Origin of the sequence: Ramlibacter sp. (assembly GCF_013697775.1) — a bacterium.
Taxonomy (GTDB): Bacteria; Pseudomonadota; Gammaproteobacteria; order Burkholderiales; family Burkholderiaceae_C; genus Ramlibacter.
This window is the reverse complement of sequence record NZ_JACCWG010000241.1, coordinates 1-14,249: the sequence shown is the minus strand read 5'-3', so window position 1 is coordinate 14,249 and position 14,249 is coordinate 1. Positions and strand designations below refer to the sequence as shown.

The following is a 14,249-nucleotide window of genomic DNA, read 5'->3' as shown; positions in this document are numbered from 1 at the left end:
CGCGCCGCGCGCGCCTGGACTGGTACGGCGCGCCGCGACGGACGGCAGGGGCAGCGCGACCTCGCGCGCGAGCCGTTCGACCAGGTGGTATTCGCTCGCGCCCAGGCCGTTGAAGTCGGCCTGGCGCAGCCGCTCCAGGTCGCTGGCCGTCATCGCGGCGTCGAGGTCGATGGCCTCGGCGGGCTTGGGCTTGTTGGCGCCCAGGGCCTTGCGCAGCGCCAGGGCTTCGCTCACGCGCGGGCGGCGCTTGGACGGCTCGGCCTTGCCTTCGGCGGAGGGCAGCATCTGCATCAGCAGCTTGTGCGCGACCTGGGGATCACGAAAGTAGGCGTCGAACAGTTCGCGGAACACCGCGCGGTCCTGTTCGCGGCCGACCAGCACGGCCTCCATCGCGGCGGCCAGGTCGTCCCTGCGGCCCAGCTCGATCAGCTGCGCGGCCTGCTGCGCCAGCGCGATGCGCGCACTGTCCACCGGCACGCCGGCGCGCCGCAAGGTCCGGCCGAAGCCGGTGATGTTGTCCGCCAGCTTGCCGCTGCGCGCGTCGCCGAGCTGCATGCCCTCACCCTAGCCCTCTCCCGGAGGGAGAGGGGATGCGGTCAACAATTCCGACGCCATATCGCGCGTCAACGCGGCCACGTCCTCGCGCTGCTTGAACAGAATTCCCGCCGTGTCCGCTACCACTTCCGGGTCGAGCACCAGCGTGTCCAGCGCCACCAGCGCCTTTGCCCATTCCACGCTCTCGGCAATGCCGGGTGCGCGCTGGAACGCATTGGCGAACGGCTGGCTGCGCAGGCCCGCAACGAACCGCGCCACCTGCGCTGACAGCGCGTCGCCGGCCTGCGGCACGCGCGTGCGCACGATGGCCAGTTCGCGCTCGCGGTCCGGGTAGTCCAGCCAGTGGTACAGGCAGCGGCGCTTCACCGCGTCGTTCAATTCGCGCGTGCGGTTGCTGGTGAGGATGGTCACCGGCGCGGCCTGCGCGCGGATGGTGCCGATCTCGGGAATGCTCACCTGGTACTCGCCCAGATATTCCAGCAGGAATGCTTCGAACGGTTCATCGGCGCGGTCCACCTCGTCGATCAGCAGCACCGCGCCGGGCTCGGGCGTCTGCAGCGCCTGCAGCAGCGGTCTGCGCACGAGATAGCGGTCCTGGTAGACCTCGCGCTCGACCTGCTCGGCGCTCTCCCGGCCCTCGGCCGCGCGCATGTGCAGCAGCTGCGCCGCGTAGTTCCATTCGTAGAGCGCCTCGCGCTGCTCCAGCCCGTCGTAGCACTGCAGGCGGATCAGCGCGCGCGGCAAGGCCGCGGCCAGCGCTTTCGCGAGTTCGGTTTTGCCGACGCCCGGCTCGCCTTCCAGCAGCAGCGGGCGCTGCAGCCGCAGTGCGAGGAACACGGCCGTGGCGAGTCGCCGGTCGGCGAAGTAGCCGGTGGCTTCCAGGGCCTGCTGCAGGGAATCGATGGAATCTGGCATGGATCACGCGGTCGCGGGCTTCGACAGGCTCAGCCCGAACGGTGTGAGTGTGCCGTTCGCCCTGAGCCTGTCGAAGGGCCCATCAGCCCAGCGCCTTGGCCACCGCTCGCTGCGCCATCACGCTGACCAGGTTGGCGCGGTACTCGGCACTTGCGTGCAGGTCGCCCGACAGCGCGGACGCGTCGATCTTCACACCGGCCGCGGACTCGGGGGTGAAGCTGGCGCTCAGCGCATCTTCCAGGCCCTTGTGGCGGAACACGCCGTTGCCGCCACCCGTGACCGCCACGCGCACGCCGCTTGCCGTCTGCGCGACGAACACGCCGATCAGCGGGAAGCGCGACGCCGGCTGGCGGAACTTCATGTAGGCCGCGCGTTTCACCAGCGGAAAGCTCACTGCGGTGATCAGCTCGCCCTCACTCAGCGCGGTGGTGAACATGCCCTGGAAGAAATCGTCCGCAGCGATCTTGCGCTGCGTGGTGTGCACGGTGGCGTTCAGCGCCAGCACCGCGCTCGGGTAGCAGGCCGCCGGGTCGTTGTTGGCGACCGAGCCGCCCAGCGTGCCCAGGGCGCGCACCTGCCGGTCGCCGATGAGGCCGGCAAGCTCGGCCAGCGCGGGAATGGCGGACTGCACTTCCGTGCTGGACGCCACCGCGGCGTGGCGCGTCATGGCGCCGATCAGCAGCGTGTCGCCCTCGCGGCGGATGCCGGCCAAGTCGGCCACGCCGCCCAGATCGACCACCCGCTCCGGGTTGGCCAGGCGCAGCTTCATCGATGCCAGCAGGGTCTGCCCGCCGGCCAGTGCCTTGCCGCCGGTGCCGGCCGCCTTGGCGGCTTCGGTCAGGCTGGCGGGACGCTCGAAGGTGAATGCGTACATGTTTTTGTCTCCTTCGTCGTTCAGGCGCGGGCGGACTGGATGGCCTGCCACACGCGCGAGGGCGAGGCCGGCATGTCGAGGTCCTTCACGCCGATGTCCTTCAGCGCATCGAGCACGGCATTGATCACCGCCGGCGGCGAACCGATGGCGCCGGCCTCGCCGCAACCCTTGGTGCCCAGCGGGTTGTGCGTGCACGGCGTGCAGATGGTGTCGAGCTGGAAGTTCGGCACGTCGTCGAAGCGCGGCAGCGCATAGTCCATCAGCGAGCCGGTGAGCAGCTGGCCGGTGTCCTTGTCGTACACGCAGTTCTCCATCAGCGCCTGCCCGATGCCCTGCACCAGGCCGCCGTGCACCTGGCCTTCCACGATCATCGGGTTGATGATGGTGCCGAAGTCGTCCACCGCGGTGAAGCGATCGATCCGCACCGCGCCTGTAGCGGGATCGATTTCCACCTCGCAGATGTAGGTGCCGGCCGGAAAGGTGAAATTCACCGGGTCGTAGAACGCGGTTTCGTTCAGGCCGGGCTCCAGCTTGTCCAGCGGGTAGTTGTGCGGCACGTACGCCGTCAGCGCGACCTGGCCGAACGGCACCTTCTTGTCGGTGCCCTTCACGCGGAATTCGCCACCGCTGAACTCGATGTCGGTGTCCGCCGCTTCCATCAGGTGCGCGGCGATCTTCTTGGCCTTGGTTTCGATCTTGTCCAGCGCCCGCATGATGGCCGCGCCGCCCACGCTGATGGAACGCGAGCCGTAGGTGCCCATGCCGAACGGCACGCGCCCGGTGTCGCCATGCACCACGGCCACGTTGTCCACCGGAATGCCCAGGCGCGCCGCCACCACCTGCGCGAACGTGGTCTCGTGGCCCTGGCCGTGGCTGTGCGAGCCGGTGAACACCGTCACGCTGCCGGTCGGGTGCACGCGGATCTCGCCGCATTCGAACAAACCGGCGCGCGCGCCCAGCGCGCCCGCGATGTTCGACGGCGCGATGCCGCAGGCCTCGATGTAGCTGCTGTAGCCCAGGCCGCGCTTCATGCCCTTGGCCTCGCTGGCGGCGCGCCGCGCGCCGAAGCCGTCGACCTCGGCCAGCGCCTGCGCCTTGTCCATCGCCGCGCCGTAGTCGCCCACGTCGTACTGCAGCGCCACCGGCGTCTGGTACGGGAAGGTGGTGATGAAGTTGCGCCTGCGGATCTCGTCCTGGCCCAGCCCCAGGTCCCAGGCGCAGCGCGTGACCAGCCGCTCCAGCAGGTAGGTGGCCTCGGGCCGGCCTGCACCGCGATACGCATCCACTGGCGAAGTGTTGGTGAACCAGGCGTCCACCTCCACGTAGACCTGCGGCGTGGTGTACTGGCCCGCCAGCAGCGTGGCGTAGAGGATGGTGGGCACCGCGGTCGAGAAGGTCGACAGGTAGGCGCCCAGGTTGGCGTCGGTGTGCACGCGCAGCGCCAGGAACTTGCCGTCGGCGTCCATCGCCATCTCGGCCTCGCTTGCGTGGTCGCGGCCGTGCGCGTCGGTGAGGAATGCCTCGCTGCGGTCGGCCGTCCACTTGATCGCGCAGTTGAGCTCCTTGGACGCCCAGGTGAGCGCCACGTCTTCGGCATACAGAAAGATCTTGGAGCCGAAGCCGCCGCCCACGTCGGGCGCGATGACCCGCACCTTGTGCTCGGGCAGGCCCAGCACGAAGGCCGTCATCAGCAGCCGCTCGACATGCGGATTCTGGTTGGACACGTACAGCACGTACTCGTCGTTCGCGCGGCTGTACGAGCCGATTGCCGCGCGCGGCTCCATGGCATTGGGCACCAGCCGGTTGTTGGTCAGCGATATCTTGCTGACGCGCGCCGCGCCGGCAAACACCGCGTCCACCGCCGCCTTGTCGCCGATGGCCCATTTGTAGCAGTGGTTGTCGGGCGCCGCGTCGTGCAGCGCCGTGGCGCTTTTCGCATCGCGCACGTCCACCACCGCGGGCAGCACGTCGTATTCCACGTCCACCGCCTCGGCGGCGTTGCGCGCCTGCTCCAGCGTGTCGGCCACCACCATGGCGACCTGGTCGCCCACGTAGCGCACCTTGCCCTGGGCCAGCACCGGGTGCGGCGGCTCCTTCATGGGCTGGCCGTCGGTGCTGGTGATCAGCCAGCCGCAGGGCAGGCTGTTCATCTTGCCTTCGATGTCCTTGCCGGTGAACACGCGCGCCACGCCGGGCATGGCATCGGCGCGCGAGGTGTCGATGGAGCGGACGGCGGCATGCGCGTGCGGCGAGCGCACGAACACCGCGCAGCGCTGGTTCGCCAGGTTGATGTCGTCCGTGTACTGGCCGCTGCCGGTGAGGAAGCGGTAGTCTTCCTTGCGCCGCACGGACTCGCCGATGTGCGGCAGGTTCGCGAAATCAGATGCACCCATGGTGTGTCTCCTTGCGTTCGCGGATCAGGGCTGGGCGGCCATCGCGGCGGCGCCCTGCCGAACCGCCTTGACGATGTTCTGGTAGCCGGTGCAGCGGCAGATGTTGCCTTCCAGCTGCTGGCGGATCTCGCTCTCGCCGGCCGCCGGGGAGCGCTTGCACAGGTCCACGGCGTTCATCACCATGCCGGGCGTGCAGAAGCCGCACTGCAGGCCGTGGCATTCCTTGAAGGCCGCCTGCATCGGGTGCAGCGTGCCGTCGGCCGCCGCCAGCCCCTCGATGGTGGTGATATCGGCGCCCGGGTGCTGCAGCGCCAGCGTGCTGCACGACTTGATGGCCTGGCCGTCGACGAGCACCGTGCAGGCACCGCATTGCGCGGTGTCGCAGCCCACGTGGGTGCCGGTCAGGCGCAGGTTCTCGCGCAGGGCCTGCACCAGCAAGGTGTTGGGCGCGACATCCAGCGTCGCCGCCTTTCCGTTGACCTTGAACTGCACTTGCATCGTCTGTCTCCTTCAGTGGGAATGGCGCGGACCATTGTTGAACTGGCCCCAGGGCACCCCCCTAGGCGAAACCCTAGGTTGCCGGCGACGGGCACGAAAATTCTCAAAATGGAACAATGGCCGTTCGCTGGCCGTTCCACACTGCCGGCGAACCCATCCATTCCTCCATGACCCTGCCGACCGCCATCGATCCACAGGCCCGGCTGCAGCAGATCGCGCAGGCGCGCCGCGCCGTGCTGCAGGAGGGCGGCCCGGTGTCGGATGCCCTGATGCAGCAAGGCGGCTTCGGGCAGCCCTGGCTGGAGCGCTCCTGGCGCCGCTGCCTGGAAGGCGGCCGGCACCCGCAGCAGCGCCTGGCCTTCGACGTCGTCGCGCCGCAGGCGCTGCGCCGCGTGCAGGACGCCAACCACACGTTGGCAAGCGCAGCGCGGCCGGTGCTGGAACGGCTGGCGCGCGCGATCGCCAGCACCCGCTACTTCGCCATCCTTACCAATGCCGACGGCGTGGTAATCGACGCGCAGGGCCCGATCGACCGCGCCGACCGGCGCGCGCAACTCATCACGCGGGTGGGCGTCGACCTGTCCGAGCGCGCGGTCGGCACCACCGCCATCGGCGCGGCGCTGGCCGAGCTGCAGCCGGTGTGGCTGCACCGCGGCGAACATTTCTTCGACGACAACGGCTGCTACAGCTGCGCCGGCGCCCCGCTGTTCGGCCCCGATGGCAGCTGCGTCGGCATGCTGGACCTGACCGGCATCGACGCGGTCGAGCGGCCCGAGCTCAGGCACCTGGCGGCGCAATCGGCGCGCAGCATCGAGAACGCGCTGCTGCAGGCGCAGCCGCACGCGCTGCGCCTGCACCTGAACTGGCCCGGCCGCGCCCTGGGCGGCGACGACGACGGCCTGCTGGTGCTGGACGCCGACGGCTGGGTGCGCGGCTGCAACCCGGCCGCGCGCGAGATGGCGCCGGCGCTGGACAGCCGCGGCGCGCCGGTGCATTGCAGCGAGCTGTTCGCCCAGCCCTGGGAGCCGCTGTTCGACATGGCGCGGCAAGCGGCGCCGCAGCCGTCGGAACTGGCCTTGTGGTCCGGCCTGTGCGTGGCCGCCCTGGCGCAGCGCGGCGACGCCGCTGCCGGCGCCGCGCAAGCGCCGCTGCGCGAAGTGGAAGACTCGCTGATCCGCCGCGCGGTGGCGCAGGCACGTGGGAATGTTGCACAGGCCGCGCGGACCCTGGGCATCAGCCGGGCTACTGTGTACCGAAAACTTGCGCAGAAACCCACACTCCCCGGCCCGCACGGCCGCTGATCCCGAAACCGTCGGCGCGCGCCGGCACCCCCGCCGCTAGAATCCGCCGAGCACAAAAGGGCCGCGTGGGAGGGAACAAGCCGCAGAGGCGACACGCGAAGCCAGTCCGTTGGGAGGCGGAGCCTATGTTCGACCTGAAGAAACTGTTCGTGCGCGAAGCACGCGCGGCGTCGCACGCCGCTCCCGGGGCCGGCGCGCCGGACGACTCCCCCGACGACAGCAGCTACCAGCATCCTTCCGCCATGCGCGGCGAAGGCCTCGAGCTGGAATACCAGGCTCTGATCGCCAGCCATTTCCGGCGCTGGGGCATCAAGCCCGCCAGCGTCACTATCGAGGTGCGCAAGATCGGCCAGGCGGCCGACGGCTTCGACGTGCTGGTGGGCATGGTGCGGCTGACGCGCTGGGACCGGATCTCGTCGCTGCGCGTGATGCTGGGGCTGCCGCTGCTCGAACACCGCGTGCGCAAAGGGCTCAAGGCGACCTGGCTGGCCGACTTCAGCCATTTCGGCGGGCTGTGGCTGCGAGCAGCCGAACCTCTCCAGGCCGAGGACGGCATGCAGGAGTTGCACGAACTGCTGATGCAGCTGACCTCTCCTCCCGCTGCTCCCGGCGGGGCTGCGCGCGCTCCGGGGAGGGCCTCCCGCCCCTCCGCCAGGGAGCCGATCCCCCACGCCGCGCCCGGCCCGCTCTCCACGCCCGCCGGGTAGCCGGCGCGCCGGGGAGCAAGCAAGAGACTGGGGGACAATCGCGGTTCCATGAAGGAACTCCTCTTTGTCGCGCTGTGGGCAGCCGCCACGCTTGCCACTGCGGCGGAAACGACCGTCGCGGTCGCCGCTAATTTCACCGCGCCGATGCAGAAGATCGCCAGCGCCTTCGAGCGCGACACGGGCCACAAGGCCATCCTGGCCTTCGGCGCCACCGGCAAGTTCTACGCCCAGATCCGCAACGGCGCGCCGTTGCAGGTCCTGCTGGCCGCCGACGACGCCACCCCCGCGCGGCTGGAAAACGAGGGCGCCGCCGTGGCGGGCAGCCGCTTCACCTATGCCACCGGCAGCCTGGTGCTGTGGAGCGCGCAGGCGGACACGGTGGACGCGCGCGGCGAGGTGCTGCGCAAGGACACCACCGCGAAACTCGCCATCGCCGACCCGAAGCTCGCGCCCTACGGCGCTGCCGCCATCGAAACCTTGGCCAAGCTCGGCCTGCTGGCCGCATGGCAGCCGCGCACGGTGCAGGCCGAGAGCATCGCGCAGGCCTACCAGTTCGCCGCCAGCGGCAACGCGGCGCTCGGCTTCGTGGCGCTGTCGCAGGTGATGCGCGACGGCCGCATTTCCGCCGGCTCCGCATGGGTGGTGCCGCCCGGGTTGCACGCGCCGCTGCGGCAGGACGCGGTGCTGCTGGCCGCCGGCCGCGGCAACCCGGCTGCCACAGCCCTGCTCGCCTACCTGCGCGGCGACGCCGCGCGCGCCGTGATGCGCGGCTACGGCTACACGTACTGACCCAGCCATGTTCAGCGCGGACGACCTCAGCGCCATCTGGCTCACGCTCAAGCTCGCCACGCTGACCACCGTGCTGCTGCTGCTGCTCGCGACGCCGCTGGCCTGGTGGCTCGCGCGCACCGGCTCGCGCTGGCGCGCGCCGGTCGGCGCTGTGGTGGCGCTGCCGCTGGTGCTGCCGCCCACCGTGCTGGGCTTCTACCTGCTGGTCGCGTTCGGGCCGCAGGGCTGGGGCGGCCAGGCCACGCAGGCGCTCGGCCTCGGCCTGCTGCCCTTCACCTTCACGGGCCTGCTGCTCGGCTCCATCGTCTACTCGCTGCCGTTCGCGGTGCAGCCGCTGCAGCATGCGTTCGAGGGCGTCGGCCGGCGGCCGATGGAGGCCGCGGCGACACTCGGGGCGCGGCCGCTGGACGCCTTCTTCACCGTGGCGCTGCCGCTGGCGCGCGGCGGCTTCGTCACGGCGGCGGTGCTGAGCTTTGCGCACACCGTCGGCGAATTCGGCGTGGTGCTGATGATCGGCGGCAACATCCCGCGGCAAACGCGCGTGGTGTCCACGCAGATCTATGGCCACGTGGAGGCGCTGGAGTATGCGCAGGCGCATTGGCTCTCCGGCGCCATGGTGCTGTTCTCGTTCGTGGTCCTGCTGGCGCTGGCCGCCACCAACCGGCGCACCGCGCGCGTGCTCGGATGACGGCTGCGGACGCCGAGACGGGCCATCGCCTGCGCCTGCGCTGCGTGCGCGGCACCTTCACGCTCGACGTCGACATCGGCTTGCCGGGCAACGGCATCACGGCGGTGTTCGGCCCATCAGGCTGCGGCAAGACCACGCTGCTGCGCTGCGTCGCAGGCCTGGAGCGCCCGCAGGACGCCTTCATCGCCATCGGCGGCACGCCCTGGCAGGACGATGCGCGCGGCCTGTTCCTGCCGGCGTGGCAGCGGCCGCTCGGCTACGTATTCCAGGAAGCCAGCCTGTTCGATCACCTGGACGTGCGCGGCAATCTTGCCTACGGACTGCGCCGCGCGCGCGCCAGCGCGGCGGGCATCGCGCTGGACGGCGTGGTCGAACTGCTGGGCATCGGCCACTTGCTGGACCGTCGGCCGCACGCGCTGTCCGGCGGCGAGCGCCAGCGCATCGCCATCGCGCGCGCCCTGGCAACACAGCCGCGCATCCTGCTGCTGGACGAACCACTCGCGTCGCTGGACCTGCCGCGCCGCCGCGAGATCCTGCCCTGGCTGCAAAAGCTGCGCGACGAGCTGCGCATCCCCATGCTGTACGTGACGCACGCCGCCGACGAAGTGGCGCGGCTGGCCGATCACCTGGTGGTGCTGGAAGCGGGACGCGTGGCGGCCTCGGGGCCGCTGGCCGCCACGCTGGCGCGCATCGACATTCCCGGCCTGCGGGGTGACGAGGCGGCGGCGGTGCTGGAAGGCACGGTGGAAGAACGTGCCACGCAGTGGCACCTCGCGCGCGTCGCGTTCCGCGGCGGCGCGCTGTGGATCGCCGACAGCGGACTGGCGGTCGGCCGGCGCGTGCGGGTGCGCGTGCTGGCGCGCGACGTGAGCATCGCCACGCAGCCGCTGGCGGGCGCCAGCAGCATCCAGAACGTGCTGCCCTGCGTAGTGCAGGAAGTGCTACCCGGGCCGCATGCGTCGCAGGCGATGGTGCGGCTGGCCTGCGGCGACGCGCTGCTGGTGGCGCGCATCACGGCGCGGGCTGCCGATGCGCTGGTTCTCGCACCGGGACTGCGCGTGTGGGCGCAGGTGAAGTCCGCCGCCCTGGTCGAATAGGCTGCGCCTACTTCCCCGCGTTGGGGAAAAACAGCTGCTCACCCGCGATGCGGTAGTTTGCAATCGCGCCCTGCCCCGCCGGCGAAACGATCCAGTCGACGAATTTCTGCGCGCCTGCCGCGTTCAGATGCGCAAACTTCGCCGGGCTCACGGCCATCACACCGTACTGGTTGAACAGGCGCGCATCGCCCTCCACCAGCACCGCCAAGTCGCCGCGGTTCTTGAAGCTCAGCCAGGTGCCGCGGTCTGCCAACACGTAAGCGTCCGACGACGACGCGATGTTCAGCGCCGGCCCCATGCCGCAGCCGCATTCCCTGTAGCCCGATCCCTTGGCCTGCACGGCACCGGCCATGCCCCAGTAGCGCAGCTCCGCGGCATGCGTGCCGCTCTTGTCGCCGCGCGAGACGAAGGGCGCGTTCGCTGTGGCGATCTTCTTCAGCGCAATGACGACGTCGCGGCCGCGCACGCTTGCAGAATCGGCCTTCGGCCCGGCCAGCACGAAGTCGTTGTACATCACCGCATAGCGTTTGGCCGCAAAGCCGTCAGCAACGAACTTCTCCTCGGCCGGCTGGTCGTGCACGAACAGCACGTCGGCATCGCCGCGCCGTGCCATGTCGATGGCCTGGCCGGTGCCCACCGCCACCACTTTCACGTCGATGCCGCTGGCTTTCCTGAATTCCGGCAGCAAGTGGCCGAACAGGCCCGACTGCTCGGTGGACGTGGTCGATGCCATGGTGATGGTCTCGGCCGCGGCCGCCTGTGATCCGGCCATCCACAAGGCGGCAAGCAGCGCGGCACGCATCCACATCGTTTTCATCAACCCAGTTCTCCCCGAACGAACAGGTCGGCCTCGCGCGAGATCCGCGCCAGCGGCCCGTCGAAAAACTCCCGCACCGGCAGGTCGGCCAGCACGCGCCCCTGCTCCAGGTACACCACGCGCGTGGCCAGGCGCTTGACCTGGCCCAGGTTGTGGCTGGCGAACACCAGCGTCATGCCGCTCTCGGCAAACTCGGCCATCAGCGCCTCGACCTCGCGCTTGGCGTGCGGGTCCAGGCTGGATGTGGGCTCGTCCAGCAGCAGCATGTCCGGGTGCAGGCTCCAGGCGCGCGCCAGCGCCAGCCGCTGCTGCTGGCCGCTGGACAAAAAGCGCGCGTTGCGCAACGCCACCTCGCCCAGGCCGACGCGCCCGAGCGCCACCAGCGCGCGCGCCTTCGCGTCGCGCCAGCGCTCGCCGCGCAGCCAAACGCCCAGCGCGACGTTCATCAGCGCCGAAGCGCGCAGCACGAACGGCCGCTGGAACACCATGGCCTGGCGCATGCCGCCGTCGCGCAGCACCGAACCCGCATCGGGCTCGAGCAGCCCGTGGATGAGGCGCAGCAGTGTGCTCTTGCCGCAGCCGTTGGCGCCGATCAGCGCGATGCGCTCGCCGCGCGCGATGCGCAGGTCCACGCCCTGCAAGGCGAGCACGGCGCCGAAAGACAGGCCGACCTGCGCGAGCTGCACCAGGCCGCTCATGCGGGCGCACCCGTGGCCACGGCAGCAGCCCTGTCGCCAGCCGCGCCGCGCCAGCGCGCAACGGCCGCGATCCCCGCATTGAGCAGCAGCACCACGCCCAGCAGCACCATCCCGAGCGCGAGCGCGAGCGGCAGGTCGCCCTTGCTGGTTTCCAGCGCGATGGCGGTGGTCATCACGCGAGTGAAGCCGTCGATGTTGCCGCCCACGATCATCACCGCGCCCACCTCGGACACCGCGCGACCGAAGCAGACCAGCAGCACGGTGAGCAGCGCGTAGCGCTCGTCCCAGGCCAGCAGCAGGCTGCGCAACGTATTGCCCGCGCCAAGCGAACGCAGCTGCTCGCCGTGCGCGCGGTCGGCGTCCTCCACCACCTGGCGCGTCAGCGCCACGCACACCGGCAGCACCAGCACGGCCTGCGCCAGCACCATGGCCTTGAAGGAGAACAGCCAGCCCAGGGAGCCGAGCGGCCCCGAGCGCGAGAGCAGCAGGTAGACCACCAGGCCGACCACCACCGACGGCAGCGCCAGCAGCGTGTTGAGCAGCGCCAGCAGCGCGCCGCGCCCGGCAAAACGCACCACCGCCAGCCGCGCGCCCAGCAGCAGGCCGAGTCCGCAGGCGACGACGCAGGCCAGGCCGCTCACCGCCAGCGAGCGCGCCACGATGGACAGCAGGACGGCGTCACCGCCGGCGAGCAGGCGCAAGGCGGTGGCGGCGCTGTCGGCGAAGGCGGGCATCGGCCGATGCTAGGGGCGCGGCGCGGGCGCCGCATGAGGGCTAGCGAGCTATGAAGTGGGATGCATACTGCGCCAGTGCGCCAGGTCGAGCTCTCCTATGCCCTGTCCGCCCGCCGCGACCGCGCGCCGGGCGCGATCCGCAATGCGCTGATGGACCTGCTGGGCGCGGTGCAGGCGCAAGGCTCGATCTCCGGCGCGGCCAAGGCCATGGGCCTGTCGTACCGCCACGTGTGGGGCGAACTCAGGCGCTGGGAGGCCGAACTCGGTCAGGCGCTGATCGTCTGGGACAAGGGCCAGCCAGCGCGCCTCACGGCGTTCGGCGAGAAACTGCTGTGGGCCGAGCGCCAGGCGCAAGCGCGCCTGGCGCCGCAGATCGAAGCGCTGCACGCCGAACTCGAACGCGTGCTGGCCGTGGCCTTCGACGACACGGCCCAGGTGCTCACGCTCTATGCCAGCCACGACGACGCGCTGTCGCTGCTGCGCGAGCGCGCCGCCGCCACGGCGCGGCTGCACCTGGACATCCGCTTTTGCGGCAGCGTGGACGCGATCGCCGCGCTCAACGAAGGCCGCTGCGCAGTCGCTGGCTTCCACGTGGTCGAACCTGCCGGCGATGCACCGCGCGCGCAGGCCGCCTACCAGCCCTTGCTGCAACCGGGCCGGCACAAATTGATCGGCTTCGCGCGGCGCAGCCAGGGCCTCTTGGTCGCGCCGGGCAATCCGCTAGCGCTGCGCACCCTGGCCGACGTGGCGGCCCGCAGTGCGCGCTTCGCCAACCGCGCACTCGGCAGCGGCACGCGGCTGCTGCTGGACGAACTGCTGGCCCGCGCCGGCCTCACGCCGCGGGACATCGCGGGCTATGACGACACCGAACCGTCGCACAGCGCCGTGGCGCAGGCCATCGCTTCAGGAACGGCGAACGCGGGCCTGGGCATCGAAGCCGCGGCCCGCGCCCGCGGGCTGGGCTTCGTGCGCCTGGCCAACGAGCACTACCACCTCGTGTGCCTGAAAGACGTGCTGGAGCTGCCGGCCACGCAGGCGCTGCGCCAGTGGCTGCAAGGCAGCGAGTGGCAAGACGAATTGCGTGGGCTGGCGGGCTATGCGCCGTGGCGCAGCGGCGAAGTGCTCAGCCTGCGCGGGCAGTTACCCTGGTGGGACCTGCCGCCGAAGAAAGGAAGCCAAGGTCCGGTCGGCGCGCAGCCCCTCACCCCTGCCCTCTCCCCAGAGGGGAGAGGGAGAGGAGAACGGTGAGCGCGCGACACCGCCACGCGCGGCCGGCGGTCGGGGTGGGCCAGGCGCAGGGTCCATTCGCGGTCGCTACAGAGGCTGCGCGGCACAGCGGCGTTGACGATGTGATCTCCGAGCGCCAGGGCAGACGTCCGCGAGCGTGATCCCGGAGCCTGGCCCACCCCGGCCGCCGGCCGCTGCCACCACGCCACGAGAGCGCCCGCAACGACAACAGCTCACCCCGCACAGGTCCGAAACCCAACGAACCCTTCATCAGACTCCGGCAGCGCCCAGAAGCGTGCCTTCGGATGCCGCATCCGCGCCCGGCTGGCCCAGCTGGCCCCGCGCAGCACCCGCGCGTGGCCGAACGCAAGGCGCGCGTCGAGCTCCGCCTGCACGCCCCACGGGGCCGGCGCGAAGCCGGTCCAGAGGCGCAGCGTGCCGGCCGTCCACTCGCGCACCTCGCCCCAGCGAAAGCCGCGGCGGCCCGCCTGGTGGGCGGCGACTTCCCATTCCACCTCGGTGGGCAGGCGCCGGCCGGCCCAGCGTGCGTAGGCGTCGGCTTCCCACCAGCTCACGTGCGTCACGTTCTGCGTGCCGCCCATGCGGGCCGGCCGGCCGAACAGCGTCTGCAGCACCGCGCCGCTGCCCACGCCGATCTGCTCCACGTAGCGCGGCCCACGCCGGCCCTCCTGCGCCGCCTGCGCCTGCAGCCACTGCCAGCCCTTCGCGTCCCACAGCTCGGGCCGGTCGTAGCCGCCGTCGGCGATGAACTCCACGTACTGCGCCCAGTTGACCGGCTGCGCGTCGATCTCGAATTCGGGAACGGTGATCTCCTCTGCGCCCTGCTCCACATCCAGCGCGAAGCCCGGGCCGTTCCAGCCCAGGCGCCAGCGCATGGCCGGCATCTGCAGCGGCGCGCGCGGCTGCGCGCCCGCGGGCATGGGCAGGCCCAGCGC

14 protein-coding genes and 1 pseudogene are annotated in these 14,249 nt (G+C 71.0%); 6 read left to right on the top strand and 9 right to left on the bottom strand.

Annotated elements, in window-relative coordinates:
• The 5 genes and pseudogenes from H0U68_RS11965 to H0U68_RS11945 form a co-directional block, all read right to left on the bottom strand.
• A pseudogene (locus H0U68_RS11965) lies at positions 1–555 on the bottom strand (hypothetical protein); the annotation flags it as partial.
• A 9-nt stretch (positions 556–564) separates the two neighbouring features.
• Entirely contained in the window at positions 565–1,470 is a 906-nt protein-coding gene (locus H0U68_RS11960; protein ID WP_296355833.1) for a MoxR family ATPase, read from the bottom strand.
• Positions 1,471–1,552: 82 nt separating this feature from the next.
• Positions 1,553–2,344, bottom strand: a complete 792-nt coding sequence (locus H0U68_RS11955) for a xanthine dehydrogenase family protein subunit M (protein ID WP_296355832.1) — start codon at positions 2,342–2,344, stop codon at positions 1,553–1,555.
• Positions 2,345–2,364: 20 nt separating this feature from the next.
• Positions 2,365–4,737: a xanthine dehydrogenase family protein molybdopterin-binding subunit gene (locus tag H0U68_RS11950; RefSeq protein ID WP_296355830.1), complete on the bottom strand. Its 2,373-nt coding sequence runs from the start codon at positions 4,735–4,737 to the stop codon at positions 2,365–2,367.
• Positions 4,738–4,761: 24 nt separating this feature from the next.
• Positions 4,762–5,235 carry a (2Fe-2S)-binding protein gene (locus tag H0U68_RS11945; protein WP_296355829.1) on the bottom strand — a complete coding sequence of 158 codons (474 nt, stop codon included), beginning with the start codon at positions 5,233–5,235 and terminating at the stop codon, positions 4,762–4,764.
• Between the two features lie 167 nt (positions 5,236–5,402).
• On the opposite strand from H0U68_RS11945, the gene H0U68_RS11940 reads away from it, so the two are divergent.
• The 5 genes from H0U68_RS11940 (at position 5,403) to modC (ending at position 9,817) form a co-directional block, all read left to right on the top strand.
• Positions 5,403–6,536 (top strand): helix-turn-helix domain-containing protein, encoded by a 1,134-nt coding sequence (locus tag H0U68_RS11940; protein WP_296355827.1) that lies wholly within the window; start codon positions 5,403–5,405, stop codon positions 6,534–6,536.
• Positions 6,537–6,661: 125 nt separating this feature from the next.
• The gene (locus H0U68_RS11935) at positions 6,662–7,243 is read left to right on the top strand and encodes a hypothetical protein (RefSeq protein WP_296355826.1); all 582 of its coding nucleotides are present in this window, start codon (positions 6,662–6,664) and stop codon (positions 7,241–7,243) included.
• 48 nt (positions 7,244–7,291) lie between these two features.
• A complete protein-coding gene (modA, locus tag H0U68_RS11930; protein WP_296355824.1) occupies positions 7,292–8,032 on the top strand; it encodes a molybdate ABC transporter substrate-binding protein in 741 nt (246 codons plus the stop codon).
• A 7-nt stretch (positions 8,033–8,039) separates the two neighbouring features.
• Positions 8,040–8,720 (top strand): molybdate ABC transporter permease subunit, encoded by a 681-nt coding sequence (gene modB, locus H0U68_RS11925; RefSeq protein WP_296355822.1) that lies wholly within the window; start codon positions 8,040–8,042, stop codon positions 8,718–8,720.
• Positions 8,717–9,817: a molybdenum ABC transporter ATP-binding protein gene (gene modC, locus H0U68_RS11920; protein WP_296355820.1), complete on the top strand. Its 1,101-nt coding sequence runs from the start codon at positions 8,717–8,719 to the stop codon at positions 9,815–9,817. The genes modB and modC overlap by 4 nt, the downstream gene beginning before the upstream one ends.
• 7 nt (positions 9,818–9,824) lie before the next feature.
• Here modC and H0U68_RS11915 read toward each other — a convergent pair whose 3' ends face one another.
• Genes H0U68_RS11915 through H0U68_RS11905 form a run of 3 tightly spaced genes read right to left on the bottom strand, consistent with a single transcriptional unit; the run spans position 9,825 to position 12,066 of the window.
• Positions 9,825–10,625, bottom strand: coding sequence for a substrate-binding domain-containing protein (locus H0U68_RS11915; RefSeq protein ID WP_296355836.1), 801 nt, complete (start codon positions 10,623–10,625; stop codon positions 9,825–9,827).
• 8 nt (positions 10,626–10,633) lie between these two features.
• The gene (locus H0U68_RS11910; protein ID WP_296355819.1) at positions 10,634–11,332 is read right to left on the bottom strand and encodes a phosphate ABC transporter ATP-binding protein; all 699 of its coding nucleotides are present in this window, start codon (positions 11,330–11,332) and stop codon (positions 10,634–10,636) included.
• Positions 11,329–12,066: an ABC transporter permease gene (locus tag H0U68_RS11905; protein WP_296355817.1), complete on the bottom strand. Its 738-nt coding sequence runs from the start codon at positions 12,064–12,066 to the stop codon at positions 11,329–11,331. The genes H0U68_RS11910 and H0U68_RS11905 overlap by 4 nt, the downstream gene beginning before the upstream one ends.
• A gap of 75 nt (positions 12,067–12,141) precedes the next feature.
• On the opposite strand from H0U68_RS11905, the gene H0U68_RS11900 reads away from it, so the two are divergent.
• Positions 12,142–13,314, top strand: coding sequence for a substrate-binding domain-containing protein (locus H0U68_RS11900; RefSeq protein ID WP_296355835.1), 1,173 nt, complete (start codon positions 12,142–12,144; stop codon positions 13,312–13,314).
• Between the two features lie 212 nt (positions 13,315–13,526).
• Here the strand turns inward: H0U68_RS11900 and H0U68_RS11895 are convergent.
• On the bottom strand, positions 13,527–14,249 hold a 723-nt coding region (locus H0U68_RS11895), incomplete at its 5' end, for an SUMF1/EgtB/PvdO family nonheme iron enzyme (RefSeq protein ID WP_296355815.1).

Excerpts from the sequence above, each read along its gene's own strand:
- modB (WP_296355822.1), top strand. The coding sequence starts at position 8,040 with ATGTTCAGCGCGGACGACCTCAGCGCCATCTGGCTCACGCTCAAGCTC.
- modA (WP_296355824.1), top strand. The coding sequence starts at position 7,292 with ATGAAGGAACTCCTCTTTGTCGCGCTGTGGGCAGCCGCCACGCTTGCC.
- H0U68_RS11945 (WP_296355829.1), bottom strand. The coding sequence starts at position 5,235 with ATGCAAGTGCAGTTCAAGGTCAACGGAAAGGCGGCGACGCTGGATGTC.
- H0U68_RS11940 (WP_296355827.1), top strand. The coding sequence starts at position 5,403 with ATGACCCTGCCGACCGCCATCGATCCACAGGCCCGGCTGCAGCAGATC.
- H0U68_RS11950 (WP_296355830.1), bottom strand. The coding sequence starts at position 4,737 with ATGGGTGCATCTGATTTCGCGAACCTGCCGCACATCGGCGAGTCCGTG.
- H0U68_RS11955 (WP_296355832.1), bottom strand. The coding sequence starts at position 2,344 with ATGTACGCATTCACCTTCGAGCGTCCCGCCAGCCTGACCGAAGCCGCC.
- modC (WP_296355820.1), top strand. The coding sequence starts at position 8,717 with ATGACGGCTGCGGACGCCGAGACGGGCCATCGCCTGCGCCTGCGCTGC.
- H0U68_RS11905 (WP_296355817.1), bottom strand. The coding sequence starts at position 12,066 with ATGCCCGCCTTCGCCGACAGCGCCGCCACCGCCTTGCGCCTGCTCGCC.
- H0U68_RS11915 (WP_296355836.1), bottom strand. The coding sequence starts at position 10,625 with ATGTGGATGCGTGCCGCGCTGCTTGCCGCCTTGTGGATGGCCGGATCA.
- H0U68_RS11960 (WP_296355833.1), bottom strand. The coding sequence starts at position 1,470 with ATGCCAGATTCCATCGATTCCCTGCAGCAGGCCCTGGAAGCCACCGGC.
- H0U68_RS11935 (WP_296355826.1), top strand. The coding sequence starts at position 6,662 with ATGTTCGACCTGAAGAAACTGTTCGTGCGCGAAGCACGCGCGGCGTCG.
- H0U68_RS11910 (WP_296355819.1), bottom strand. The coding sequence starts at position 11,332 with ATGAGCGGCCTGGTGCAGCTCGCGCAGGTCGGCCTGTCTTTCGGCGCC.